Origin of the sequence: Actinomadura verrucosospora (assembly GCF_039540335.1) — a bacterium.
GTDB lineage: Bacteria > Actinomycetota > Actinomycetes > Streptosporangiales > Streptosporangiaceae > Spirillospora > Spirillospora verrucosospora.
Map to the genome: position 1 here is coordinate 1 of NZ_BAABEV010000074.1, position 23,047 is coordinate 23,047.

A 23,047-nucleotide genomic window follows, 5' to 3' on the forward strand; every position below is an offset into this window, starting at 1 on the left:
GCCGTCGCCCTGGCGGAGACGGCGCTGCCCGCGCTCGCGGCCCGGCTGCCGTGGCGTGCGCTGCCGCCGCTCGTGTGGGCGGCCTCCGCCGCGTGGACGGTGGCTCTGGCCGTCTGCGACGGGTGGGGCGCGCTCGCCCGGCCGCTGGACGCCCCGACCGAGTATCCGGCGGGCCTGGTCCAGCTGCGCCCCGACCCGCTGGAATGGCTGCGGACCTTCACCGAGCGGCTCGGCGGCTACACCACGCACGTGCGGGGGCATCCGCCGCTGCCGATGCTGGTGCTGTGGGGACTGGAGAAGGCCGGTCTCGGCGGCACCGGCTGGGCGGCGGCGCTCATCATCGCGGCCGGGACGTCGGCGGCGGCGGCGATCGCGGTGACGGTGCGGTGCCTGGCGGGGGAGCGCGCGGCGCGGGCGGCGGTGCCGTTCCTGGCGCTGGCGCCGCTGGCGGTGTGGATCGCGACGGCGATGGACGCGTTCTTCCTGGCCGTCGCGGCCTGGGGCACGGCGCTGCTCGCGCTCGCCGCGCGCGGCGGGCGGAACCGGGCGCTGGTCCCGGCGGCGGCGGGCGGGCTGCTGCTGGGGTGCCTGCCGTATCTGAGCTACGGGCTGCTGCCGCTGCTGGCGGTGCCGCTCGCGGTCGTGGTGCTGGGCCGTCCGCGGGCGCGGGCTCTCGCGGTCGCCGGCGCCGGGCTGGCGGTGGTCCCGGCCGCGTTCACGCTGCTGGGGTTCTGGTGGCCCGACGGCGTCCGCGCCACCCTGGACACCTACCTGGTCAGCCGCGGATCGGCGCAGCGCTCCTACGCCTACTTCCTGTTCGCGAACTTGGCGGTGCTGGGCCTGCTGACCGGTCCGGCGGTGGCGCACGCGCTGCCGCGCACGCTGACCGAACTGTGCCGGGGCGCCCTATGGAGGGACGTGCTGTGGCGGGGCGTGCTGGGACGGGGGCCGCGGTCGCGGGCGGTCGCACCGGCGGCGGCGGTGGCGGCGCTGGCGGGTGCGGCGCTGCTAGGGGTGCTGGTGCTGGACGTGTCCGGTGTCACGCGCGGCGAGGTCGAGCGGATCTGGGTGCCGTTCGCCGCCTGGCTCACGGTCGCGGTGGCCGTCGACCGCTCCCGGGTGCGGGCGTGGCTGGCGGCGCAGGCGGTGACCGCGCTGGCCGTCCAGGCGCTCGTGCTGTCGCCCTGGTGAACGCCGCGCGGTGATGCTTCGGTGCTCGGCGAACCGACCGCGGGCTAGCGTCCGCGTATGAGCGACCCCGAGTTGAAGGCGCGGCTGGCGGCGCGGTTCCGGGAGGTCAACGGCGACCACCCGATGACCGCCGCCGACGACGCCTACGTCACCGCCTGGTTCACCGACCTGGAGGACCTGTGCCGCGACACCGGCCGCGACGCCGACGAGGTGCGGCGGCTGATGCTGGCGGGCAGGCTGCCCCTGCCCGGCTACCTGCGCTCCGACGGCGCGCAGATGGTGCCCCCGGACCTGTTCGACCTCGCCGGGCAGGCGGGAGGCATCGACGCGCTGAGGGGCTGGTTCCTCTCGCACTGGGACGACCCGGGCACCGCCGAGGCGGAATGGGCCGCCTACCTCGACGGGCAGTACGTGTGCCTGCGCTCGGTGACGCCGCAGAACATCCAGTACAAGGACGCCCTGGTCAGCGCGATCGAGGCGGCGCCGGCGGAGCCGGACGCCGGGACGCCGGCGTGGACGCGGCGGCTGCACGCCCTGGTCGACGAGCTCGACGCGCTGGAGCCTCCGTTCACCGCCTACGACCGGCTGCGGTTCGCGGGACCAGTGTCGCGGGACCGGTGCGTCGACGCGGTGCGCGCCCGCTACCCGCGCGACGCCTGACGCCTCCACCGCGGTGACGTCCACCAGCTCTCACCTGCGCTGACACCGCCGCGGAAAATTCTTCGAAGAAATCCGGGGCGGGATGTCGATCCGGCGGCCGGCCGTGCGACGCGTCAGTGAAAGGCCGATGAGACACCGCACGGAAGGACCGCCGCCATGAGCGCCCAAACCCACACCGCCGCCCACACCGCCGCCCGCGTCACCACCACCCGCACGACCGGGGAGCGGCGCACGCTGCGCAAGGTGCTGTGGGGCGCGCAGATCCTGCTCGCCGCGTTCCTGTTCTTCGCCTCGGCGCTGCCGAAGTTCGCCGGCCAGGCCGACGCCGTCAGGACCTTCGAGGAGATCGGCTGGGGCCAGTGGCTGCGGTACCTGACCGGGACCGTGGAGGCCGCAGGCGCGATCGGGCTGGTCGTCCCGCGGCTGGCGGGGCTCGCCGCGGCCGGGCTGATCGGCCTGATGGGCGGCGCCGCCCTCACCCAGCTGCTGGTGCTGGAGCCGGCGTGGGCGCTGCTGCCCGTGGCGTTCGCGGTCGTGTTCGCCGCCGTCGCCTGGGACCGCCGCGCCGAGTCCCGCCGGGTGCTGCGCCTGCTGAAGCGCTGAGCGGACGCGTCCGCGCGGTCGAGGGCCCGCGAGCCGGAAGGCTCGCGGGCCCTCGACCGTCATGCCTGCCCCCGGCCGGGGCGCGGATCAGGGCGGGGGCCAGGTGATGAGCGTGTGCCCCCAGGTCAGTCCCGCGCCGAACCCGGCGAGCAGCACCAGGTCGCCGGGGCCGATCCGGTGCGTCCGCACGGCGCGGTCGAGGGCGAAGGGGATGCTGGCGGCGCCGATGTTGCCGACCTCGTCCCCGACGATCGCCAGCTGCGCCGGGTCCAGCCCGGCGTCGGGGGCCAGCGCGGCGACCAGTCGCGGGTTGGGCTGGTGCGGGATGACCAGGGCCAGGTCAGCGGGCTTGACCCCGGCGGCCTCGGTCGCCTCGGCCACCAGCCGCGGGAAGATCGCGGTGATGAAGTCGCGGACGGCGCGGCCGTCCATGTGGATGGTGTGGCCGAGCGCGGCGAGGGTCTCGGCGGTGGCGGGCAGGCGGCTGCCGCCCGCGGGGATGAGCACGTCGTCCGCGCCCGAGCCGTCCGATCCGAGGGTGATGGGGCCGATGCCGTGCCCGGCCGGGGCGGGCCCGACGACCACGGCGGCGGCGCCGTCGCCGAACAGGGCGGCGGTGGCGCGGTCGCCGGGGTTGAGGAACCGCGAGTACACCTCGACGCCGACGACCAGGGCGTAGGGGGGCGCGCCGCGCTGGGTGGCCAGCCAGCCGATCGCGGTCTGAAGCCCGAACACGAACCCGGTGCAGGCGGCGGAGATGTCGAACGCGGCGGCGCGGCGGGCGCCCAGCATCGTCTGCACGCGGCAGGCGGTGGACGGGGCGATCACGTCGGGCGTGGAGGTGCCGAGCACGATCAGGCCGAGGTCGGCGGCGTCCAGCCCGGCGGCCTCCAGCGCCCGGCGGGCGGCGGCCGCGGCGAGGTCGGAGGCGGCCTCGCCTGGGGCGACGACGTGCCGCCGCCTGATCCCGGTGCGGCGCTCGATCCAGTCCGGTTCCAGGCCGAGCGAGCGGGACAGGTCGGCGCTGTGAGCGACGTCGCGGGGCAGGTGGGCGCCGGTTCCGCGGATGGCCCACCCCCGCCCGCCGTCCCGCGCCGCTCCGCTGTGGTCCGCCCGGTCCGGCCGGTGCGCGTCGGGCACGGTCATGCGGGGGCCTCTTCCCATCACCGGACTGGCGGTTGTCAGTCCCATCCCATAAGTGAATAATCCCATTTCAGGGTTTTGGTCCATAACTGAGAGCTAAGCGGCCGTTGGCTAAAAGGAAAAGGCAGCCTTCCTTCCAGGTAAGGAGACCCCGCGTGCCCGCACCCCGATTCCGCCCGGCCGAACTGCTCGAACCCGACGACGTCTGCGCCTTCCTGTTCCCCGGCACCGGCTCCGCCGGGGTCCCCGACCTGCCCGCCCTCGCCCGCACCGGCGCCGGCGCCGCCCGAGCCGTCGCCGACGTCCTGGACGCCGTCCAGGAGGGCCTTCCCCCCAAGGGCTGGCCGCTCCTGCGCAAGATCCTCATGGACGATCCCGGCGGCTACCGGGAGGCCGCCCGCACCCCCGGCGTCGCCCAGCTCGCCGGCTACGCCGCGTCCGTGGCCGTCGACCGCGCCCTGCGCGCCCACGGCGTCCACCCCCGCTTCGCGGTCGGGCAGAGCTTCGGAGAGATCGCCGCGCTGGTGTGCGCGGGCGCGTTCTCCATCGCCGACGGCGCCCGCATGGGCGTGGCCGCCGTCGGCGTCCTGGCCCGGCACGGCGGGGGCGGCGGCATGGGGCTCCTGGAGGCCGGGGAGGACCGCACCCGCGCCTGCATCGACGCCTCCGGCGCGCCGGAGGTGGTCGTCGCGTGCCTGAACGCCCCGCAGGTCACGGTCGTGTCGGGACCCGACGGGCCCCTGGACACCGTCCTGGACACCGCGCGCGGCCAGGGCGTGAACGCCGTGCGGCTCGCGGTGCCCTACCTGTCCCACCATCCCGCGATGGCCGGCGCCGACGAGGAGTGGTACGCGATGATCCGCGGCTTCCCGCAGCGGCCTCTGGAGCTGACGGTCCACTCGCCGGTCCGCGGCCGCGCCTACCGCGACGACGACGACCTGCACCGCGCCATGGCCGACTGCATCGTCAAACCCGTCCGGCTGCCGGACTCCCTGCGCGCCGTCCACGCGGCGGGCGCGACGGTGTTCACCGAGGCCGGCGCGGGCAACGCGCTGTGCCAGTGCGCGCGGCTGACCCTGCCGGACGCGCGGACGATGGCGCCGCTGCGCGACCGCCCCCGCCACGGCCTGACCGGCAAGGCCGCCCCCGGCGTCACCCCCTCCGGCGAGCGAAAGGACCCCTCGTGACCTCCGACGCCGACGCCCTGCGGCAGTTCGTGCACGGCTCCTCCCTCGACGCCAAGACGCGCGCGCGGCTAGAGGAGGCCGTCCCCGAGGAGTTCTTCACCGTCCCCGGCGGGCTCACCGCGCCCGACCGGCACGCGCTCACCTACGAGCGGCTGCGCCGCGCCGGGCTGGCCGCGCCGCCCGCCGGCGAGCTGCTGGCCGACCCGCCGGCCCTGTGCGCGCTGCTGGAGCGCGCCGCGATCGCCGACCCGCCGCTGTTCCACATGATGCTGCTGCACTACACGCTCGCGCTCGGCCCGGTCCTGCGGTTCGGCGCCGGGCAGGAGGAGACGCGGCCGCTGCGCGAGTCCCTGGAGTCGATGGACTCGTTCGGCACGCTGCTGATGACCGAGGTGGGACGCAGCAACAGCCATCTGTCGCCCCGCACCGTCGCCCGCCACGACCCCGCCACGGGCGGGTTCGTCCTCAGCACGCCCGACGCGCAGGCCGCCAAGTTCCCCACCAACACCGCCCATCCCGACCTGCCCAAGACCGCCGCCGTCTACGCCACCCTCGTCCACGGCGGCCAGGAGCGCGGCGTGTTCGTGTTCGCCGTGCCGCTGCGCGGACCCGGCGGCACCGCCCCGCCCGGCGTGCGGATCGTCCCGGCGCCCGAGACCACCGGGCTGCAGATCGACTACGCCGCCGTCCTGCTGGAGGACGTCCGCGTCCCCTACGGGGCGTGGCTGCGCGACGGGGCGGCCATCGGGCCCGACGGGGACTTCCACGACCCGCACGGTCCCGCCGCCGCGCGGCTCACCCGCTCGATGGGCATCGCCCCGCCGGTGTGGCGGGCGGTCGTGTCGGCCTCCGCCGCGATCACCCGGGCGGCCGCCGGGATGCTGCTGGCCCACTCGGCGGGCCGCTCCACCCTCGGCCGGCTGGCGCCGCGCCGCCCCCTGACCGACTACCGCAACCAGCAGGAGGCGGTCCTGGGGGCGCTGGCGTCCGCCTACGCCCTCACCGCCGTCGCCGCCCACGTCACCACCCCGCGGCCTCCGGACCACCCGGCGGCCGAGGCGGGGGACGCGGGCGAGGCCGGAGGGCCGGCGACCGCGTGGGCGCCGTGGTCGGCGGTCGACCGGGACCTGGCGCTTCTGAAGGCCGCCGCGACCGTCCAGGCGCAGGAGACGGTGTCGGCCTGCCGGGTGCACAGCGGCGCCCCCGGGTTCGCGGCCGTCGAGCGCCTCAACGCCTACCGGGGCCTGACGCACGCCTACCAGAACGCCGGCGGCGACAACCAGCTCATCCTCTACGACACCGCGCGCGCGATGGCCGACCGCGACCGCTACGTCCCGCCCGAACCCGAGCTCGGGCCGCCCGACGACGGCGACCTGGACTCCCCGCGCGTGTGGCTGTTCCTGGCGCGCGACGCCGAGCGCCGCCTGCGCGACCGGCTCGCCGGACGGGTCCAGGCCGCCCTGCGCGACGGGCAGGACGCCTTCACCGCCTGGAACGGCAACCTGGCTCTGGCCGAGCGGACCGCCACCGCCTGCGCCGACCGGATCATCCTGGAGATCCTCGCCTCGGCCGCCGGCGCCGGGCCGCGGGCGCTCGGGCCCGTCCTGCGCCTGCACGCGCTGGACCGGCTGGAACGCCGCGCCGCCGTCCTGCTCAACGAGGGGGTCGTCCCGCCGGGGATCCTGGACGAGCTGGGGGCCGCGCGGCGCCGCGCCTGCGACGAGCTGGCGCCCCGCGCGGCGGAGCTGGCCGCCGCGTTCGACCTGCCCGCCCCGGTCACCGCGCCCGCCGCGTTCCTGGCCTGAAGGGGCACATCCGGGAAGAAACGGCACGCCACGCCGCGAATTCGCCAAGGAGGCGGGGGAACCGGCGCAAGGTGGCTACCGTTCTCGTTAGACATACCGCACGCGGGTGGTGGCACCCGCAGCCGATACGGAGGTAGACACAGTGGGAGTCAGTCTGAGCAAGGGCGGCAACGTCTCGCTGACCAAGGAGGCCCCCGGACTGACCGCCGTCGTGGTTGGTCTGGGGTGGGACGTGCGGACCACGACCGGCACCGACTTCGACCTGGACGCCAGCGCCCTGCTGTGCTCGGCGGAGAACAAGGTCCTGTCGGACCAGCACTTCGTGTTCTTCAACAACCTCAAGAGCCCCGACGGTTCGGTCGAGCACACCGGCGACAACCTCACCGGTGAGGGCGAGGGCGACGACGAGGCGATCAAGGTGAACCTGAGCGCCGTCCCCGCCGAGATCGCCAAGATCGTGTTCCCGGTCTCGATCTACGACGCCGACAAGCGCCAGCAGAGCTTCGGGCAGGTCCGCAACGCCTTCATCCGCGTGGTGAACCAGGCCGACAACAGCGAGATCGCGCGCTACGACCTGTCGGAGGACGCCTCGACCGAGACCGCGATGGTGTTCGGCGAGCTGTACCGCAACGGCGCCGAGTGGAAGTTCCGCGCGGTGGGCCAGGGCTACGCCTCGGGCCTGTCGGGCATCGCGTCCGACTTCGGGGTGAACGTCTGACCTCAGCGCACGTGGACGGGGCGCCCCCATGGCCGGGGGCGCCCCGTCGCGCGTCCGGGGCCGGCGCCCGCGTGCGCGCCCGTCAGCCGGCGGGGACGACGGCGAGGGCCTCGATCTCCACCAGCAGGTCGTCGCGGACCAGGCGCGACACCTCGACCAGCGACGCGGCGGGCGCGACGCCCTCGGGGACGAACTCGGCGCGCACGGCCCGCACGACCGGGGCGCCGCCGGCGTCGCGCAGGAAGTAGCCGAGCCGCACGACGTGCTCCCAGCGGGCGCCGGCGGCGGTGAGCGCGGTCTCCAGGTTGGCGAACACCTGCCGGGTCTGGGCCTCCAGGTCGCCGGGGCCGACCAGGTTCCCCGCCGAGTCCAGCGCGATCTGGCCGCTGATCACCACGAGCCGGCCGGGCACGTCGACGGACACGGCGTGGCTGTATCCGGGCCCGGGCGCCAGGCCCGGCGCGTCGATCTGGCGGTGGGCGGGGCCGGGTTCGTCGCTCCTCACAAGATCACGATACCGGGGGGCGGCCGAGCAGCTCCTCGCGCAGCCGCGTCTTGAGGATCTTGCCGCCGGGGTTGCGGGGCAGTCCCTGCTCGCGGAACCACACGTGCGCGGGCACCTTGAACGCGGCGATCCGCCCGCCCAGGAACTCCCGCAGGTCGCGCTCGGACACCGCCGCGCCGGGGCGCGGCACGACGACCGCGCCGACCTCCTCGCCGAGCACCTGGTGCGGGACGCCGATCACGGCGCAGTCGGCGACGGCGGGATGCTCGTAGAGGGCGGCCTCGACCTCGGCGCAGTAGATGTTCTCCCCGCCGCGGATCAGCATGTCCTTGGCGCGGTCGACGATGTAGACGAACCCGTCGTCGTCCAGGCGGGCCAGGTCGCCGCTGTGGAACCAGCCGTCCGTGAACGCGGCCGCGGTCGCCTCGGGCCTGTTCCAGTAGCCCTTGATGACGTTGGGCCCCTTGATGAGCAGCTCGCCGACCTCGCCGGCCGGCAGCTCCTCCCCGGCGGGCCCCACGACCTTGACGTCGCAGACCGCGACGGGCGGGCCGACGCTGTCGGGTCGCTCCAGGTAGTTCACGCCGCCGTTGTAGGTGGTGACCGAGGAGGTCTCGGTGAGGCCGTAGCCGTTGCCGGGCATCCGCTCGGGCAGCCGCTCCCTGATCTTGTCGACGAGGGCGGGCGCGGCCGGCGCGCCGCCGTAGCTGACGCCGGTGAGGCTGGAGGTGTCGAACTCGGCGAAGTCGGGGGAGGTCAGGACCTGCCAGGCCATCGTCGGCACGCCGCCGAACCCGGTGACCCGCTCCCGCTCGATCAGCTCCAGCGCCCTGCGGACGTCCCACTTGTACATCAGCACCACCGTGCCGCCCTGCAGGGCGCTGGACACCAGCACCGAGTGGCAGCCGGTGGCGTGGAAGAACGGGACGCTCAGCAGCGTCACGCGCGGCTGCGGCGCCGCGAGCTCCTCGACCGTGCGGCCGGCGCGCACGCCCGCCGACATGACCCCGTAGGCGAGGCTGACGGGGTTGCCGGCGATGTTGCGGTGCGTGCCGAGGGCGCCCTTGGGCCGGCCGGTGGTGCCGGAGGTGTAGAAGATCGTCGCCTCGTCCTCGGGGTCGAGAGGGACGTCGGGCAGGGGGGCCTCGGGCGGGGACGTTTCGGAGGACGCCGCGGTGCCCGGGACGCCGGCGGCGTCCTCGAACGCCTCCGCTCCCGGGGGCAGGGCGCCGTCCGCGCGCGCGACCAGGCACGCCACGCCCAGGTCCGGCAGCACGCCGGCGAGCCGCTCGGCGCGCTCGGTGTCGGCGACCAGGACCTTGGCGCCGCTGTCGGCCAGCCCGTACTCCAGCTCCGCGGCGCTCCACCAGGCGTTGAGCGGGACCACGACGGCCCCGGCGACGGCGGCGCCGAAGAACGCCACCGACCACTCGGGGTAGTTGCGCATGGCGATCGCGACCCGGTCGCCCTTGGCGATCCCGTACCGGTCGGCGAGCGCCCGCGCGAACGCGGCCGCCCGCGCGTGGTGCTCGGCGAAGGTGAGCCGGTCGTCCCCGTAGACCAGGAAGTCCTTGTCGCCGTGGAGGCGGGAGATCTCCAGGACGTCGCGCAGGGTGGGCGGGGCGTTCTTCCACACGCGGGTCCGCACGCCGCGGATCCGCGTCTCGGCCATCTCGAACGGCTGCCCCGGCGCCGTCATCGCCGCCCTGACCTCGGCGACGCCCGCCAGCGGCCGCCCGGTGTCCTGCACGTCCCGGCTCTGCACGTCCCGGCTCTGCACGTCGCGCCTCCCGCGGGGTGGGCGCACCGCCGGGCGGCCCGTCCGCCGAACACGATTCGGTGCGCCGTGTCCGAAAATGTATGGTCCGCGTCACACACAGGTCAACGCCCCGGCGCCGCGGGCCCGGAGGAGACCGGTCCGGGCCGACGGTCCCGAGGAAGATCCCTGCCTGCGACAATGGGGGCATGACCGAGCGCAAGCCGATCGAGTACTGGTTGTCGGACATGGACGGCGTCCTGGTGCACGAGGGCCGTCCCGTCCCCGGCGCGGAGGAGTTCGTCCGCCGCCTGGCGGCGTCCGGAAAGCCGTTCCTCATCCTGACCAACAACTCGATCTACACCCGGCGGGACCTGTCGGCCCGCCTGGCGGCGGCCGGGCTGGTCGTCCCGCCCGAGGCGATCTGGACCTCGGCGCTGGCCACCGCCCGGTTCCTGGCCGACCAGCGGCCCGAGGGGTCGGCCTACGTGATCGGGGAGGCGGGCCTGACGACGGCGCTGCACGAGGCGGACTTCGTCCTCACCGACATCGACCCCGACTACGTGGTGCTCGGCGAGACCCGCACCTACAGCTTCTCCCAGATCACCCGCGCGATCCGGCTGATCGAGGGCGGCGCCCGGTTCGTGGCGACCAACCCCGACCCGATCGGCCCGTCCCCGGAGGGCTCGCTGCCGGCGTGCGGCGCCGTCGCCGCGATGATCACCCGGGCGACGGGCGTGGAGCCCTACTTCGTCGGCAAGCCGAACCCGCTGATGATGCGCACGGCGCTGAACGTGGTCGGCGGGCACAGCGAGAGCACCGCGATGATCGGCGACCGGATGGACACCGACATCGTCGCCGGTGTCGAGGCCGGGCTGGAGACGATCCTGGTGCTGACGGGCGTCACCCGCAAGGACGAGATCGCCCGGTTCCCGTTCCGCCCGCACCGCGTCGTGGCGTCCATCGCCGACCTCATCGAGCTGGTCTGACCCGCGTCCGCGCCCGGCCGCGGCGCGGCCGGGCGGGAACGTAGACTCGCAGGCGCCATGCGCACGATCAGACAGGGCGGCTCGGCGGAGCTGGAGGTTCGCAGGTCCCGGTTCGTCTGCACGCTCGCCCGCGTCGCCGACGAGGCGGAGGCGACGGCGTTCATCGCCGGGCACCGGCGCGCGCACCGCGACGCCACCCACAACTGCACCGCCTACGTCGTCGGCGAGCGCGGCGAGATCACCAAGAGCGGCGACGACGGCGAGCCGGCCGGGACGGCGGGGATCCCGATGCTGGAGGTGCTGGTGCGGCGCGGGCTGACCGGCACCGCCGCCGTCGTCACCCGCCACTTCGGCGGAGTGAAGCTCGGCGCGGGCGGTCTGGCGCGCGCCTACGGGCAGGCGGTCGCCGGCGCCCTGGACGCCGTCGGGGTCGTGGAGCTGCGCCCGGTGGTGACGGTCACCGTCGGCGTGGACCACGCGCTGGCGGGGCGGTTCCTGGGCGACCTGCACGCCCGCGGCCACCAGCCCGGCGACGTCCGCTACGGGACGGACGTGCAGGCCGACGTGGCGGTGCCCGTCCCGGACCTGGAGGCGTTCGAGGCGTGGGCCGCCGAGGTCACCGCCGGGCGCGCCCGGACGAGGCGCGGCGCGCCCGGCCACGTCGAGGTGCCCGTCCCCTGACCGGGCCCGGGCGGCTCAGGCGGCGAGGAACTCCTCCAGGGCCGGGGCGAGCGCGGCGGGGTCGACGTCGTGGGTCTGGCCGTCCAGGGTGCGGTGCGTCCCGGCGGGCAGGAGCGCGGCGGTGCGGCGCGCGATGTCGCGCATCCAGGCGGGGCTGTCGCCGCCGTCCAGCACCAGGGCCGGGACGGAGACGCCCGCGAGCAGGTCGTGCGGCAGCTCGGCGCCCGTGGCGGCGTCGTCCATGACCGCCGAGTCGTAGGCGAGGGTGGACGCGAGTGCCTCCAGCGCGGGCCACATCGGCGCGCCCCGCATCTGGCGGACCATATCCTCCGGCATGCCGACGGCGGTCATGAACAGGGCGAGGGCGTCCCCGGGGCGCCCGTCGGCGAGCATGCCGGTCAGCTCGGTGTTGTAGGCGCGGGCGCGGGTGAGGCGGTCGTCGTGGGCGGGGTTGAAGGGCGGCTCGAACAGCGCGAGCCGGGTGATGGGCAGGCCGTGCGCGGCGGCGCGCAGCGCCAGGACGGCGCCGGACGACATCCCGTACACCGCGGCGGACCCGCCGGCGGCCTCGATGACGGCGGCCAGGTCCTCGATCTCGCGTTCGACGGCGTAGGGCGGGGCGTCGCCGCTGTCGCCGCGCCCCCGGCGGTCGTAGGTGAGGACAGTGCGGTGCGGGGCCAGCAGCCCGGCGAGCGCCGCGCCGGAGCCGCGGTCGTTGAGGGCGCCGCCGACATGGATCAGGGCGGGCCCCTCGCCGGTCCGGTCGATGGCGATGCGGGTGCCGTCCTTGGAGTGCGTGATGTCCATGAAGGGTTCCTTCCCAGGTGGCCGCCTTTGCGCGGTCCGCTGCGCGTGGTCGTTGACCGGCGGGCAGGATCTCGCACAATGTCGAGAATGGGTATCTCACACCGGCTCAGCGCGTTGCGCGGAGCGCCGCCGCCGCGGGACGGGGGGCCGTGCACCGGGCGGCGGGAGGGCCGGTGACGGGGGCGGTCGCGGGGCTGGGGCCGGGCGTGGTGGCGGGGCTGGTGCTGCTGGCGGTCGCGGCGGGGATCGGGATCACGGCGGTCGGGCCGGGCGGGGTGCTGGTCACCGCGGGGCTGTTCGCGTTGACGCCGCTGTCGCCGGCGCAGGTGGCGGGCACGGCGCTGGTCACCAACGTCGCGACGGGCGTGCTGGGCACGGCGGTGTACACGCGGTCGGGGCAGCTGCGCGAGCCGGAGGCGCGTCGGGCGGCGGTGCTGCTGTGCGGGGGCGCGGTGGTCGGGGCGCCGGTGGGGGTGCTGCTGAACGGGCTGGTGACGGGGCGGGCGTTCGGCGTGCTGCTGGGGGCGCTGGTTGCGGTGACGGCGGTGCTGGTGCTGGTGCGGCGTCCCGGCAGCCGGGGGCCTGCGGCGGACGGTCCGGGGCGGGCGGTGACCGCGGCTGCGGGTGCGGGGGTGGCGGCGGCGGGCGCGATGTTCGGGGTCGGGGGTCCGATGCTGTGCGTGCCGCTGCTGGTGGCGCTGGGGGTGCCGGTGCTGTCGGCGCTGGCCGCGGCGCAGGCCCAGTCGGTGGTGATCGCCGGTGCCGGGACGGTCGGGTACCTCGCGGCGGGCGCGGTCGACTGGCCGCTGGCGGCGCTGGTGGGCGTCCCGGAGCTGGCGGGGGTCCTGGCGGGGTGGGTGATCGCCCGGGCGGTGCCGGCGGGGGCGCTGAAGGGGGCGCTGGTGGTGAGCCTGCTGGCGCTGGCCCCGTACGTGGCGCTGCGCGGCTGAGCCGCCTCGCGGGCGGCGCGGGCGGGCGGGCACCGGTCAGGTGCGGGCGCGCAGGCGGCGGAGCATGCGGGCGTCGGTGAATCCGACGGCGCGGGCGGCGGCGTCGGTGGTGGCGCCCTGCCCGATGAGGTGCTCGGCGCGTTCGAGCCGCAGTTCCTGCTGGTAGCGCAGCGGGGTCAGGCCGGTGGCGGCGGTGAAGCGGCGGGTGAGGGTGCGTTCGCTGACGCCGGCCTCGGCGGCCAGGACGTGCAGGGGCAGGGGGCCGGCGTAGTGGGCGTCGATGTGGTCCTGGGCGCGGTGGACGGCGTCGCTGACGTGGGCGCGGTGCCGCAGCAGGGCGCTGGCCTGGGGTTCGTCGCCGTTGCGGCGCGCGTACACGACCATGGCGCGGGCGGTGCGGGCGGCGGCGCCGGGGCCGTGCCGGGAGGCGACCAGGTGCAGGGCGAGGTCGATGCCGGAGGCGATGCCGGCGGAGGTGACGACGCGGCCGTCGGTGACGTACAGCACGTCGCGCACGACGGTGGCGCGCGGGTGGCGGCGGGCCAGGGCGTCCTGGAGCTCGTGGTGGGTGGTGCAGCGGCGCCCGTCCAGCAGTCCGGCGTGGGCGAGGGCGAAGGCTCCGGCGCAGACGCTGGCGACGGTGCCGCCCGCGGCGTGGTGGGCGGCCAGGCGGCGGGCGGCGCGGGCGGAGACGGGCGGGGCGTGGGGTTCGCCGTCGCCCCAGCGCCATCCGGGGACCAGGACGATGTCGGCCGCGGTGAGGTCGGGCCATGCGGTGGGGGCCTGGAGGGCGACGCCCTGCGCGGTGGGCACGGTCGCGGGCACGGTCGCGGGCGCGGCGGCGGAGGGGGGCGCGGTCTCCGGCTCGTCCCCGGGGGCGGTGCGGTCGGCGACGTAGGCGAGCCGGTAGGGCAGGCCGGCGTCGGCGGCGGTGCCGAACACCTGGGCGGGCCCGGCCAGGTCGAGCAGGTGCAGGCCGGGGACGAGCAGGAAGACGACGCAGGTCACGATCCGGTCAGCCTACCGGGGCGGGTGCGAGGTCGTCGAGCGAGGCGATCGCGGCGAACCGTCCGGCCAGGGCGTACTCGGTGCGGGCGATGATCTGGTCGGTGGGCAGGGTGGCGGGGTCGGCGAGGATCTCGGCCAGGGGGCGGCCGGGCGGGGCGTCGCGGTGCTCGATGGGGAAGGTGGCGGTGGCGTCGGTGACGAAGGCGACGCGGTAGCCGAGGTCGGCGGCCAGGCGTGCGGTGGTCTCGCAGCACTGCTCGGTCTGGATGCCGCAGACGGTGACCTCGCCGACGCCGCGTTCGGTGAGCAGCTGCTGCAGGCCGGTGGTGGTGAAGGCGTTGCGGGAGGTCTTGGTCATGACGGGCTCGCCGGGCTCGGGCGCCAGGCCGTCCATGAGGCGCACGTGGCCGAGCGCGGGGTCGAAGGGGTTCCCGGTGCCGGGTTCGGCGTGCAGGATCCACACGACCAGGTCGCCCGCGGCGCGGGCGGCGGCGGCCAGGCGCGCGGCGCGGGCGGCGATGTCGGGCGCCGAGACCGCCGCCCAGTTGGGGCGGCGGCGGAAGGACTCTTGGACGTCGATGACGAGGAGCGCTCGGTTCATGGGTCGATCCTGGCCGGGCTCGGCGGCGCCCGACAGGCGTCATCGCGACGGGAAGCGGAACGATCCGGTCAGCATGGCGGACGGCGGCGGCGTAAAGGATCTCGGGCGGGGGAGGGAGGGGACGTTCTGGGCGGGAATCCCCCGAGGTGAGGGGGTCTGTACGAGTGAGGGGGACTCGGCATGGGCGGAGGCGTCGGGGGGCACGCGCCGGGGGTCAGTCTCGGGGTGGAGGAGGAGTTCCTGCTGGTGGACCCGGGGTCGGGGGAGTGCGTCGGGCACGCCGAGGACGTCCTGGAAAGGGCCGGGCCGCACCGGTGGCGGGCCTCGGGTGGGTCGTTCCACACCGAGTTGCTGGGGTCGCAGGTGGAGGCGGTCACGGGGGTGTGCCACGACCTGGCGGGCCTGCGCGCGCAGCTGCGGTACGGGCGGGCGCGGCTGGCGGAGGCGGCGCGGGCGCGCGGGACGCTGCTGGTGGCGGCGGGGACGCCGGTGCTGGGCGGCCGCCCGCCGCCGGCGGCGCGGGGCGAGCGGTTCGCCGCGATCGTGTCCGCCTACGGCGACGTGGTCGAGGACTACCAGGCGTGCGGCTGCCATGTGCACGTCGGCGTCCCGGACCGGGAGGCGGCGGTGGCGGTGGTGAACCATCTGCGGCCGTGGCTGCCGGTGCTGGTGGCGCTGGCGGCCAACTCGCCGTTCGACCGCGGGCGCCCCACCCGCTACGCGGCGCGCCGGATGATGGAGATGGCGCGGTTCCCGGGGGCGGGCGTGCCGCCGTGGTCGGCGTCGGCGGCCGACTACGACGCGCGGGTCGCGGCGCTGGTGGAGTCGGGCGCGCTGGTGGACGGGGCGATGACGTTCTGGCTGGCGCGGCCGTCGCCGCGGTGGCCGACGGTGGAGGTGCGGGCGGGGGACGCGGCGGCGACGGCGGACGAGGCGGTGCTGCAGGCCGCGCTGGTGCGGGGCCTGGTGGCCGCCGCGCTGGCGGATCTGGCGGCGGGCCGCGAGGCGCCGCGGGTGGACGGGCAGGTGTGCGCGGCGGCGCTGTGGAACGCGGCCCGGCACGGTCTGGACGGCGCGATGGTGGACCCGGTGTCGCACCGTGCCGTCCCGGCGCGGCGGCTGCTGGACGGACTCGTCGCCCGCGCGGCCCCGGCGCTGGAGGAGGCCGGCGACCTGGACACGGTGTCCAGGCTGGTGGAGGGCGTGCGCCGCGCGGGGACGGGAGCGGACCGGCAGCGCCGGGCGGCCCGGCGGGGCGGGCCGCGCGCGGTGGTGGACATGCTGGTCCGCCAGACCGAGTCCGGCGACCTGGACACCGACCTGGAGGCCGGCCTCGGTGCCGGCTCGGACGCAGGGCCGGACGTGGCGGGCGGGCCCGCCGAGGGGGCGGGGGAGCCGCCCGACGAGACTCCTGGGGAGAAACCGGGCGTATGGGACGCGGGTGAGCGGGTACCGGAGCCGGACGCCCCTTGACGACGGAGGACACATGACCGTTCACCAGGACCGACCGCCCTCTCGCGGTCCCGAGCCCCGCCCGGGGACCGGACGCGGGCAGGCTCCCGCGTCAGGCCCTGCATCGGCTCCCGGGTCGGGCCCTGCGTCCGGCTTCGGATTCGGGGGTTCGCTCGGTTCCGTCCGGGCGCGCGCGGACCGGGCCCCGGTGCTGCCGGAGCCGCGCGGGCCGCTGTCGCGGGCCGTGACGGACGTCCTGGCCTCGGGCCCGCCCCCGAGCCCGCTTCGCGACGACCCGCCTGGGCCGTCCGGGATCGGCGGGCTGGTCGCCGAGGCGCGGTCCTGCGACCCCTACGGGGAGGATCTGCAGCTGGCGCTGCACACCTGCTACGAGCTGCACTACCAGGGGTTCGCGGGCGTGGACCCGGACTGGGAGTGGGATCCGGGGCTGCTGCGGCTGCGCGGGGCGATGGAGGCGGTGTTCCTGGCGGCGCTGCGCCGTGACGTGTGGCGGGCGACCGGCCCGGAAGCGGCCGGGGACGTGCAGGGGGCGCTTGAGGAGCTCCTGGTGGAGCCGGTGGACGCGCGCGGCGTGTCCCACCATCTGCGCGACGAGGGCACCTGGGGGCAGATGCGCGAGTACGCGGCGCTGCGGTCGGTGTACCACCTGAAGGAGGCCGATCCGCACGCGTGGGTGATCCCGCGGCTGCGGGGGCGGGCCAAGGCGGCGCTGGCGGCGGTGGAGAACGACGAGTTCGGCGGCGGCCGCGCGCGGATGACGCACCAGGGCCTGTACGCCGATCTGCTGGACGACCTGGGGCTGGACCCGTCCTACGGCGCGTACGTGGACGCGGCGCCCGCGGAGATGCTGGCGACGGTGAACATGATGTCGCTGTTCGGGCTGCACCGGTCGCTGCGGGCCGCGCTGGTGGGGCATTTCGCGGCGGCGGAGATCACCACGGCGCCGTCGGCGCGGCGGATGGCGCGGGCGCTGGAGCGGCTGGGCGCCGGTCCGCGCGCCCTGCTGTTCCACACCGAGCACATCGAGGCCGACGCCGTCCACGAGCAGGTGCTGCGCCATGAGGTGATCGGCGGGCTGCTGGAGGCCGAGCCGGGCCTGGCCGGGGACGTGGTGCTGGGCGTGCGCGCGACGGGCCTGCTGGAGGACCGGTTGGGCGGCCATCTGCTGGGGAGCTGGCGGGCGGGCCGTTCGGCGCTGCGGCGCCCGCTCGCCGACGCGGTGGGCGATGTGGTGGGCGATGCGGGCCCCGGCGCCGGGGCCGGTGTGGTGAGTGACGTGCCGGCGGCCGCGCCGGCGGCCGGGTGAAGGGGAGGGGCGGGATGATGCTTTTCAGGCCGCCGGGCGTGTACCGGCCGCAGGCCGACACCTCGCTGCTGACGCGGGCGCTGCTGAGGTCGTTGTCGCGGGCGGGGGCGCCGCCGGGGGCGCGGGTGCTGGAGCTCGGCACGGGGACCGGTGCGGTGGCGCTGGCCGCAGCGCGGGCGGGCTGCGAGGTCGTCGCGGTGGACGCCTCGTCGCAGGCGGTGCTGGCGGCGCGGGTGAACGCGCGGATGCGGGGGCTGCCGGTGCGGGTGCTGCGCGGGGACATGTTCGCGCCGGTCGCCGGGCAGGAGTTCGACGTGATCGTCGCGAACCCCCCGTACGTGGCCGGGGAGGTCGACCCGGCGTCGGTGCGGGGCCGGGCGCGGGCGTGGGAGGCGGGCCCGGACGGCCGGATGCTGCTGGACCGGATCTGCGCGCAGGCCCCCCGGCATCTGTCGCCGTCGGGGACGCTGCTGGTGGTGCACTCGGCGCTGAACGGGGTGGCGGCCACGCTGGTGGGGCTGCGCCGCGCGGGGATGCGGGCGTCGGTGGTGGCGCGGCACCGCGAGCCGTTCGGGCCGGTGATGCGGCGCCGCGCGGACGGGCTGCGGGCGCGCGGCCTGCTGGTGGAGGGGCAGCGGCACGAGGACCTGGTGGTGGTGCGCGCGGACCGGATGGAGGAGGAGGCGGCCGATGAGCGCGACCAGCGGGCGGCCTGAGACTCGGCCTGAGACTCGGCCCGAGACCCGGCCTGAGTCGCGGCCGGGTCCCGCGAACGGCGCCGAAGGCCCGGGCGGAGAGACGCCGGGCGGCCGGGAGCGGCGGCGGGTGCGGATGGTGCCGGGCGGCCCCGTGCTGGTGGAGGGCCCGGTGGAGGTCGTGATGGAGGACGGGTCGACGGCGGTGTCGGACCGGTGGCTGGTGGCGCTGTGCGCGTGCCGCCGCAGCCGCGCGTACCCGTTCTGCGACACCAGCCATCGCCGGCGCAGCCGCGACTGATCCCGGACGGCGGCCGGCCCCCGCCGCGACGTTGCCGCCGGGTGGGGGTCAGCCGCCGAGGCTGTCCAGGGCGGTGTCCAGCCGCTGGGCGAGGGCCTCGATCTGCTCCTCGTTGGCGCCGGTGTCGAGTTCGGCGATGACGGCGTCCCGGGTGGTGATCACCATGGCGTCCTCGGGGCCGTCGCCGCGGCTCGGGTCGGCCGGGACGACGGCGGCGCGGCCGCCGACGACGACGAGCGCGGCGCCGCGGTCGGTGGAGGCCAGCAGGGTGTGCAGGTGCTCGCTTGTGATCGTCGGCATCGGGTGACCTCCGGATCGGTTGGGCGGCGGAGCGGGGCCGGGCCGTGGGGCCGGACCGCGCCGCCGGTCGTGGTGGGTGGTGGCCGTCTGTGCGTGATGGCGTCTGGTGCGTGGTGGCGGAGTCGGCGTGGGTGCGGTCAGGGCTTGCGGCCGACTCCGGTGGCGAACTCGCGTCCGCGCAGCCGCCCGCCGGTGTCGTGGGCCAGTGGGGGGGTGTCGCGGCCGGCGGCGGTGCGCAGCCCTTCCAGGAACTCGGTGATCGCCTCGCGGGCGCTGTGGCGGGGCGTCCAGCCGAGCTCGTCGCGGGCCCGGGCGGTGTCCATGAGCGGGATCTGCAGGGCCAGGTCGAGCAGTGCGGGGGGGGCGGGCACCAGGTGCAGGTTCCAGGCGGCGGCGAGCGCGGCCCGCACGCCCCGCGCGGGCAGCCGCACGATCCGGGCGCCGAGCAGGTCGGCGAGTTCGGCGGCGTCCAGGGCGGGTTCGGCGGCGAGGTTGAAGGCGCCGCGGGCCTCGCCGGTGGCGGCGAGCCGGAACGCCTGCCCGGCGTCGGCGGAGTGCAGGACCTGCAGCCGCAGGCCGGGCAGGTCCGGCACGACCGGGATGAGGTCGGGGCGGGCCAGGCGGCCGGGCAGCAGCGGCCCGGCGAACAGGCGGCGCTGCTCGCTGGCGCTCTGCCGTTCGAAGACGAACCCGGGCCGCAGCCGCACGACGCGGCAGTCGGGGTTGGCGGTCTCGAAGGCGTCCAGGAGCCGTTCGACGTAGGCCTTCTCGCGGCTGTAGGCGGCCTCGGGCCACCCGTGGGTGGGCCAGGACTCGTCGACCGCGCGGTCCTTGGGGCCGGGGGAGTAGGCCCCGACCGAAGAGGAGTACACCAGCGCGGGCACGCCCGCGCGGGCGGCGGCGTCGAACACCCGGGCGCTGCCGACGGCGTTGGCGTCCCAGGTCACCGCGGGCCGGTGGGTGGGCTGGAACAGCCAGGCCAGATGGATGACGACGTCGGCGCCGCGCATCAGGGGGACCAGGTCGGTGTCGGTGACGTCGGCCTCGGCCCAGCGCAGCTTGCCGGTCCCGGCGGGGTCGGCCTCGCGGGCGGCCCCGGGGCCGGGGTCGCGGCGGGCCAGTCCGGTGATCTCGGTGACGGCCGGGTCCTCGGCGAGCGCGCGGACGGTGCTGGTCCCGATGTTGCCCGTGGCGCCGGTGACGACGACGCGCATGGCGATCTCCCCCTCGTCGGCGGTTCGCCCGCGGGATCGTCCCCGCAGGTGGACGGCCCCATTCCCGTCCCGCGCCGATGTATGCCCGCCGCGCCGCCGGCCGGGGGCCCGCGCCCGGGGCCCGCGGCCGGCGGGGGCCGGGTCAGGCGGGGAGGGCCTCGCCCGGGCGGCAGTGCAGGCACGGCCGGTACCCGGCGGCGCGCGCGGCGGCCAGGTCCCGGAACCCGCGCCGGTGCCCGGGGGTGATCCGGCGCGCGTCCGCGCAGGTCGGGTAGCACACGATCCCGGTGGTGTCGGAGCCCACCAGCCGCACGCCGCGCCGCGCCAGCCCGGTCACCTCCTCGACGTCGACGTCCTCGGCGCGCAGCAGCCGTTCCTTGGCGCCGGCGCCGAACACGTAGTCGCCCAGGGAGCCGTCGGAGCGGGTCACGCGGTGGCAGGGGATCAGCAGCGGGACGGGGTTGCGGCCCAGCGCCGACCCGACGGCGCGGACGGCCTTGGGCCGTCCGGCGTGCCGGGCCACCCACGCGTAGGGGCGGATCTGGCCGCGCGGGATCTGCGCGGCGGCGCGCAGGACGGCGGCCTCGAAGTCGCTGAGGCCGCGCAGGTCCAGGCGCAGCGTGCCGAGCCGGCCGGTGCGCAGCGCGGGCAGCAGCCCGGGCGGGGGGCGGTCGGCGGGCAGCAGCGGCCGGGCGAACCGGGCGCGGAACGCCGCGGCGAACTCCCGCTCGTCCATGCCGGCGCGCAGGTAGGCGACGCCCTGGTCGGTGAAGGCGACCTGCAGGCCCTCCAGGGGGCCGGGGACGTGGACGCGGCGGGCGGCGATGCGGTCCAGCAGGGCCGGGGGCGCGTCGGCGGCCAGGCCCGCCAGTTCACCGGCCAGCGGGTCGGGCGTGCCGCCGGCGGGGTCGGTGCGGTTCATCGGGTGCCCCCTTTCTGCTCGGGGTCGGGTGCGGTGCCCGGCCTGGTGGTTCCCGGCCCCGTGACGCCGGGTCCGGTGGCGCCGGGTTCGGCGCGCAGGGCGCGCAGGCGGGCCAGGCCGCGGGAGATGTGGGACTTCACGGTGCCCTCGGGCAGGTCCAGGACGGCGGCGATCTCAGCGACGGGCAGGTCGGTGACGTGCCGCAGCACGACCGCGGCGCGCTGCTGGTGGGGGAGCCGGGCCAGCAGGCCGGCCAGCTCGCGGCCGGTCTCGTGGCGGGCGGCGGCGTCCTCGACGCCCTCGCCCGGGTCGGGCGGGTCGGGGGCGTCCTCGATGGGGCCCGGCGGCGGGCGCCGCGCGGCCGTGCGCAGGCTGTTGCGCCACACGTTGGTCAGGATCGTCAGCAGCCAGGCCCGCGGCCGCAGCCCGGCGACGCGCGCCGGCTCGTAGCCGGCCAGCGCGCGGTAGGCGCGCAGGAACGCCTCGGCGGACAGGTCCTCGGCCTCGGCCCACCGCCCGCACAGCCGCAGCGCGGTGGAGAACACCGCGCCCCGGTAGGCCTCGTACAGGTCGGCGAACCCCTCGTCGAGGTCGCGGGCCAGGGCGGCGGCGACCCGCGCCCCGGCGGTGTCGCCTGCCGGGGCGTCCCCGCCGCCCGCGGCGGCGTCGGGGGCGCGGGTGAGAGCTTCGTCCGTAACCGTCACATCCGTTCAACACCGCCGTGACCGGCCCGGTTGCGGTCCCTCGGAGCGGGGCCGCGAGACCGGGCCGTGAGATGGGGCCGGGCGGGTGGTCAGCCGAGCCAGCCGGGACGGATCATTCCCGTCTCGTAGGCCAGCACCACCAGCTGGGCGCGGTCGCGGGCGCCGAGTTTGGCCAGGATACGGCTGACGTGGGTCTTGGCGGTGGCGGGCGACAGCACCAGCCGCCCGGCGATCTCCTCGTTGGACAGGCCCGCCGCGACCAGCCGCAGCACCTCGCTCTCCCGCTCGGTCAGCGCGTTGAGCTCGGCGGCAGGCGGCGGCGCGGTGATCCGGGAGGCGAACTCGGCGATGAGCCGGCGCGTCACCGTGGGCGCCAGCAGCGCGTCGCCGCGCGCCACCACCCGCACCCCGTGGATCAGCTCGGTCGGCTCGGTGTCCTTGACCAGGAACCCGCTGGCCCCGGCCTTGATCGCGCCGTAGACGTAGTCGTCCAGGTCGAACGTCGTCAAGATCACCACGCGGACGTCGGCGAGGCGGGGATCGGCGATGATCCGCCGGGTGGCCTCCAGCCCGTCCAGGACGGGCATGCGGATGTCCATCAGCACCACGTCGGGCCGCAGCTCGCGTGCCCGCGCGACGGCCTGCTCCCCGTCGCCGGCCTCGGCGACGATCTCGATGTCGTCCTCGCCCTCCAGGATCGACCGGAACCCCGCCCTGACCAGCGTCTGGTCGTCGGCCAGCAGCACCCGGATCACGCGTTCTCCTCTGTTGTCTCGCCCAGCCCGCTCATATCGTCCTTCGTGTCCTTCTCGCGCGGGGCGGCCGGTCCGGCGGCGTCCAGCGGCAGCCGCGCCCACACCCGGAACCCGCCCGCCGGGCCGGGCCCGGCGGCCAGCTCCCCGCCGACCGAGGCGGCCCGTTCGCGCATGCCCCGCACCCCGTTGCCGCCCGCACCAAGCTCCGCACCCTCCGCGTGCGGGGGAGCGGGCGGGCCTGGGCCGTCGTCGTCCACCCGCACGACCACCTCGCCGGGGAACACCCGCACCTCGACCGTGACCGCGGCGGCCCCCGAGTGCCGGACAGCGTTGGTCAGCGCCTCCTGCACGATGCGGTATCCGGCCAGCCCGACCGGGGCCGGAAGGTCCCCCAGCGCCGCCGTCCCCGGCTCACCGGGCTCGGGCAGGTCGCCGGCGCGGCGGACCGCCAGCCCGGCCGCGGCGGTCTGGTCCAGCAGCTCCCCGACCCGCGCCAGCGACGGCGGCGGCGCCACCGGCCGCTCCGGCGCCCCGGGCGCGCCGTCCTCGGCGTCGACCTGCCGCAGCACGCCCAGGATCCCGCGCAGTTCCCGCAGGGTGTCCTTGCTCGCCGCCTTGATCGCCTCCAGCGCCGTGTAGGCGCGGCCCGGGTCGTCGCGGCGGTGCAGCGCCGCCCCCGCCTGCACGTTGATCAGCGAGATCCGGTGGGCGAGCACGTCGTGCATCTCCCATCAGGACGGTGGCGGCCACGATCTGCGTCTGGAACTGGAGCT

General features: G+C 76.6%; 25 protein-coding genes. 13 read left to right on the forward strand and 12 right to left on the reverse strand.

The genetic code is table 11. The features are described from left to right. The 3 genes from ABD944_RS40665 to ABD944_RS40675 form a co-directional block, all read left to right on the forward strand. The coding region (locus ABD944_RS40665) for a hypothetical protein (protein WP_345187198.1) at positions 1 to 1,191 on the forward strand (1,191 nt) is incomplete at its 5' end. Between the two features lie 57 nt (positions 1,192 to 1,248). Beyond that, positions 1,249 to 1,851 carry a DUF6058 family natural product biosynthesis protein gene (locus tag ABD944_RS40670; RefSeq protein WP_345187201.1) on the forward strand — a complete coding sequence of 201 codons (603 nt, stop codon included), beginning with the start codon at positions 1,249 to 1,251 and terminating at the stop codon, positions 1,849 to 1,851. 156 nt (positions 1,852 to 2,007) lie between these two features. Beyond that, positions 2,008 to 2,454 carry a DoxX family protein gene (locus tag ABD944_RS40675; protein WP_345187203.1) on the forward strand — a complete coding sequence of 149 codons (447 nt, stop codon included), beginning with the start codon at positions 2,008 to 2,010 and terminating at the stop codon, positions 2,452 to 2,454. A gap of 87 nt (positions 2,455 to 2,541) precedes the next feature. Here ABD944_RS40675 and ABD944_RS40680 read toward each other — a convergent pair whose 3' ends face one another. Then, entirely contained in the window at positions 2,542 to 3,600 is a 1,059-nt protein-coding gene (locus ABD944_RS40680) for a 3-oxoacyl-ACP synthase III family protein (RefSeq protein ID WP_345187206.1), read from the reverse strand. A gap of 152 nt (positions 3,601 to 3,752) precedes the next feature. On the opposite strand from ABD944_RS40680, the gene ABD944_RS40685 reads away from it, so the two are divergent. The 3 genes from ABD944_RS40685 to ABD944_RS40695 all read left to right on the forward strand — a co-directional run bounded on the left by ABD944_RS40685 (position 3,753) and on the right by ABD944_RS40695 (position 7,307). After that, positions 3,753 to 4,784: an ACP S-malonyltransferase gene (locus tag ABD944_RS40685; protein ID WP_345187208.1), complete on the forward strand. Its 1,032-nt coding sequence runs from the start codon at positions 3,753 to 3,755 to the stop codon at positions 4,782 to 4,784. Continuing rightward, positions 4,781 to 6,589 (forward strand): acyl-CoA dehydrogenase family protein, encoded by a 1,809-nt coding sequence (locus ABD944_RS40690; RefSeq protein ID WP_345187211.1) that lies wholly within the window; start codon positions 4,781 to 4,783, stop codon positions 6,587 to 6,589. Before ABD944_RS40685 ends, ABD944_RS40690 begins: the two co-directional genes overlap by 4 nt. Before the next feature lie 142 nt (positions 6,590 to 6,731). Beyond that, positions 6,732 to 7,307 carry a TerD family protein gene (locus tag ABD944_RS40695; protein ID WP_345187213.1) on the forward strand — a complete coding sequence of 192 codons (576 nt, stop codon included), beginning with the start codon at positions 6,732 to 6,734 and terminating at the stop codon, positions 7,305 to 7,307. An 82-nt stretch (positions 7,308 to 7,389) separates the two neighbouring features. Here the strand turns inward: ABD944_RS40695 and ABD944_RS40700 are convergent, their stop codons facing one another. Next, positions 7,390 to 7,812, reverse strand: coding sequence for a RidA family protein (locus ABD944_RS40700; RefSeq protein WP_345187215.1), 423 nt, complete (start codon positions 7,810 to 7,812; stop codon positions 7,390 to 7,392). Positions 7,813 to 7,816: 4 nt separating this feature from the next. Further along, a complete protein-coding gene (locus ABD944_RS40705; RefSeq protein ID WP_345187218.1) occupies positions 7,817 to 9,592 on the reverse strand; it encodes a class I adenylate-forming enzyme family protein in 1,776 nt (591 codons plus the stop codon). A 185-nt stretch (positions 9,593 to 9,777) separates the two neighbouring features. On the opposite strand from ABD944_RS40705, the gene ABD944_RS40710 reads away from it, so the two are divergent. Together ABD944_RS40710 and ABD944_RS40715 are read left to right on the forward strand one after the other, a co-directional pair. Beyond that, positions 9,778 to 10,557 carry an HAD-IIA family hydrolase gene (locus tag ABD944_RS40710; protein ID WP_345187223.1) on the forward strand — a complete coding sequence of 260 codons (780 nt, stop codon included), beginning with the start codon at positions 9,778 to 9,780 and terminating at the stop codon, positions 10,555 to 10,557. A 57-nt stretch (positions 10,558 to 10,614) separates the two neighbouring features. Further along, positions 10,615 to 11,238 carry an IMPACT family protein gene (locus tag ABD944_RS40715; RefSeq protein ID WP_345187225.1) on the forward strand — a complete coding sequence of 208 codons (624 nt, stop codon included), beginning with the start codon at positions 10,615 to 10,617 and terminating at the stop codon, positions 11,236 to 11,238. Between the two features lie 15 nt (positions 11,239 to 11,253). Here ABD944_RS40715 and ABD944_RS40720 read toward each other — a convergent pair whose 3' ends face one another. After that, complete coding sequence (locus ABD944_RS40720) at positions 11,254 to 12,045, reverse strand: alpha/beta fold hydrolase (protein ID WP_345187228.1); 792 nt, start codon at positions 12,043 to 12,045, stop codon at positions 11,254 to 11,256. Positions 12,046 to 12,218: 173 nt separating this feature from the next. Here ABD944_RS40720 and ABD944_RS40725 point away from each other — a divergent pair, with 173 nt between their 5' ends. Beyond that, positions 12,219 to 12,995: a sulfite exporter TauE/SafE family protein gene (locus tag ABD944_RS40725; RefSeq protein ID WP_345187230.1), complete on the forward strand. Its 777-nt coding sequence runs from the start codon at positions 12,219 to 12,221 to the stop codon at positions 12,993 to 12,995. 36 nt (positions 12,996 to 13,031) lie between these two features. Here ABD944_RS40725 and ABD944_RS40730 read toward each other — a convergent pair whose 3' ends face one another. Both ABD944_RS40730 and ABD944_RS40735 read right to left on the reverse strand, forming a co-directional pair. After that, positions 13,032 to 14,003: a GlxA family transcriptional regulator gene (locus tag ABD944_RS40730; RefSeq protein WP_345187233.1), complete on the reverse strand. Its 972-nt coding sequence runs from the start codon at positions 14,001 to 14,003 to the stop codon at positions 13,032 to 13,034. Between the two features lie 7 nt (positions 14,004 to 14,010). Continuing rightward, a complete protein-coding gene (locus ABD944_RS40735; RefSeq protein ID WP_345187235.1) occupies positions 14,011 to 14,604 on the reverse strand; it encodes a cysteine hydrolase family protein in 594 nt (197 codons plus the stop codon). Between the two features lie 180 nt (positions 14,605 to 14,784). On the opposite strand from ABD944_RS40735, the gene ABD944_RS40740 reads away from it, so the two are divergent. The 4 genes from ABD944_RS40740 to ABD944_RS40755 all read left to right on the forward strand — a co-directional run bounded on the left by ABD944_RS40740 (position 14,785) and on the right by ABD944_RS40755 (position 18,379). Next, on the forward strand, positions 14,785 to 16,077 hold the full coding sequence (locus tag ABD944_RS40740) for a carboxylate-amine ligase (RefSeq protein WP_345187238.1): 1,293 nt from the start codon (positions 14,785 to 14,787) through the stop codon (positions 16,075 to 16,077). Between the two features lie 187 nt (positions 16,078 to 16,264). Next, a complete protein-coding gene (locus tag ABD944_RS40745) occupies positions 16,265 to 17,383 on the forward strand; it encodes an iron-containing redox enzyme family protein (RefSeq protein ID WP_345187240.1) in 1,119 nt (372 codons plus the stop codon). Positions 17,384 to 17,397: 14 nt separating this feature from the next. Next, on the forward strand, positions 17,398 to 18,099 hold the full coding sequence (locus tag ABD944_RS40750) for a HemK2/MTQ2 family protein methyltransferase (RefSeq protein WP_345187242.1): 702 nt from the start codon (positions 17,398 to 17,400) through the stop codon (positions 18,097 to 18,099). A gap of 115 nt (positions 18,100 to 18,214) precedes the next feature. Beyond that, on the forward strand, positions 18,215 to 18,379 hold the full coding sequence (locus ABD944_RS40755) for a CDGSH iron-sulfur domain-containing protein (RefSeq protein ID WP_345187259.1): 165 nt from the start codon (positions 18,215 to 18,217) through the stop codon (positions 18,377 to 18,379). A gap of 48 nt (positions 18,380 to 18,427) precedes the next feature. On the opposite strand, the gene ABD944_RS40760 is transcribed toward ABD944_RS40755, so the two are convergent. The 6 genes from ABD944_RS40760 to ABD944_RS40785 form a co-directional block, all read right to left on the reverse strand. Next, positions 18,428 to 18,679 (reverse strand): hypothetical protein, encoded by a 252-nt coding sequence (locus ABD944_RS40760; RefSeq protein ID WP_345187244.1) that lies wholly within the window; start codon positions 18,677 to 18,679, stop codon positions 18,428 to 18,430. Positions 18,680 to 18,816: 137 nt separating this feature from the next. Continuing rightward, a complete protein-coding gene (locus ABD944_RS40765; RefSeq protein ID WP_345187247.1) occupies positions 18,817 to 19,893 on the reverse strand; it encodes an NAD-dependent epimerase/dehydratase family protein in 1,077 nt (358 codons plus the stop codon). A gap of 142 nt (positions 19,894 to 20,035) precedes the next feature. Next, positions 20,036 to 20,815, reverse strand: coding sequence for a methylated-DNA--[protein]-cysteine S-methyltransferase (locus tag ABD944_RS40770; protein WP_345187249.1), 780 nt, complete (start codon positions 20,813 to 20,815; stop codon positions 20,036 to 20,038). Further along, positions 20,812 to 21,519, reverse strand: coding sequence for an RNA polymerase sigma factor (locus ABD944_RS40775; RefSeq protein WP_345187251.1), 708 nt, complete (start codon positions 21,517 to 21,519; stop codon positions 20,812 to 20,814). Before ABD944_RS40775 ends, ABD944_RS40770 begins: the two co-directional genes overlap by 4 nt. Before the next feature lie 89 nt (positions 21,520 to 21,608). After that, the gene (locus tag ABD944_RS40780) at positions 21,609 to 22,274 is read right to left on the reverse strand and encodes a response regulator (RefSeq protein WP_345187253.1); all 666 of its coding nucleotides are present in this window, start codon (positions 22,272 to 22,274) and stop codon (positions 21,609 to 21,611) included. Continuing rightward, positions 22,271 to 22,999 (reverse strand): sensor histidine kinase, encoded by a 729-nt coding sequence (locus ABD944_RS40785; protein ID WP_345187256.1) that lies wholly within the window; start codon positions 22,997 to 22,999, stop codon positions 22,271 to 22,273. Before ABD944_RS40785 ends, ABD944_RS40780 begins: the two co-directional genes overlap by 4 nt. Between the last annotated feature and the right edge of the window lie 48 nt (positions 23,000 to 23,047).

Excerpts from the sequence above, each read along its gene's own strand:
- ABD944_RS40675 (WP_345187203.1), top strand. The coding sequence starts at position 2,008 with ATGAGCGCCCAAACCCACACCGCCGCCCACACCGCCGCCCGCGTCACC.
- ABD944_RS40770 (WP_345187249.1), bottom strand. The coding sequence starts at position 20,815 with ATGAACCGCACCGACCCCGCCGGCGGCACGCCCGACCCGCTGGCCGGT.
- ABD944_RS40680 (WP_345187206.1), bottom strand. The coding sequence starts at position 3,600 with ATGACCGTGCCCGACGCGCACCGGCCGGACCGGGCGGACCACAGCGGA.
- ABD944_RS40750 (WP_345187242.1), top strand. The coding sequence starts at position 17,398 with ATGATGCTTTTCAGGCCGCCGGGCGTGTACCGGCCGCAGGCCGACACC.
- ABD944_RS40765 (WP_345187247.1), bottom strand. The coding sequence starts at position 19,893 with ATGCGCGTCGTCGTCACCGGCGCCACGGGCAACATCGGGACCAGCACC.
- ABD944_RS40710 (WP_345187223.1), top strand. The coding sequence starts at position 9,778 with ATGACCGAGCGCAAGCCGATCGAGTACTGGTTGTCGGACATGGACGGC.
- ABD944_RS40715 (WP_345187225.1), top strand. The coding sequence starts at position 10,615 with ATGCGCACGATCAGACAGGGCGGCTCGGCGGAGCTGGAGGTTCGCAGG.
- ABD944_RS40760 (WP_345187244.1), bottom strand. The coding sequence starts at position 18,679 with ATGCCGACGATCACAAGCGAGCACCTGCACACCCTGCTGGCCTCCACC.
- ABD944_RS40670 (WP_345187201.1), top strand. The coding sequence starts at position 1,249 with ATGAGCGACCCCGAGTTGAAGGCGCGGCTGGCGGCGCGGTTCCGGGAG.
- ABD944_RS40735 (WP_345187235.1), bottom strand. The coding sequence starts at position 14,604 with ATGAACCGAGCGCTCCTCGTCATCGACGTCCAAGAGTCCTTCCGCCGC.
- ABD944_RS40720 (WP_345187228.1), bottom strand. The coding sequence starts at position 12,045 with ATGGACATCACGCACTCCAAGGACGGCACCCGCATCGCCATCGACCGG.
- ABD944_RS40785 (WP_345187256.1), bottom strand. The coding sequence starts at position 22,999 with ATGCACGACGTGCTCGCCCACCGGATCTCGCTGATCAACGTGCAGGCG.
- ABD944_RS40740 (WP_345187238.1), top strand. The coding sequence starts at position 14,785 with ATGGGCGGAGGCGTCGGGGGGCACGCGCCGGGGGTCAGTCTCGGGGTG.
- ABD944_RS40755 (WP_345187259.1), top strand. The coding sequence starts at position 18,215 with ATGGTGCCGGGCGGCCCCGTGCTGGTGGAGGGCCCGGTGGAGGTCGTG.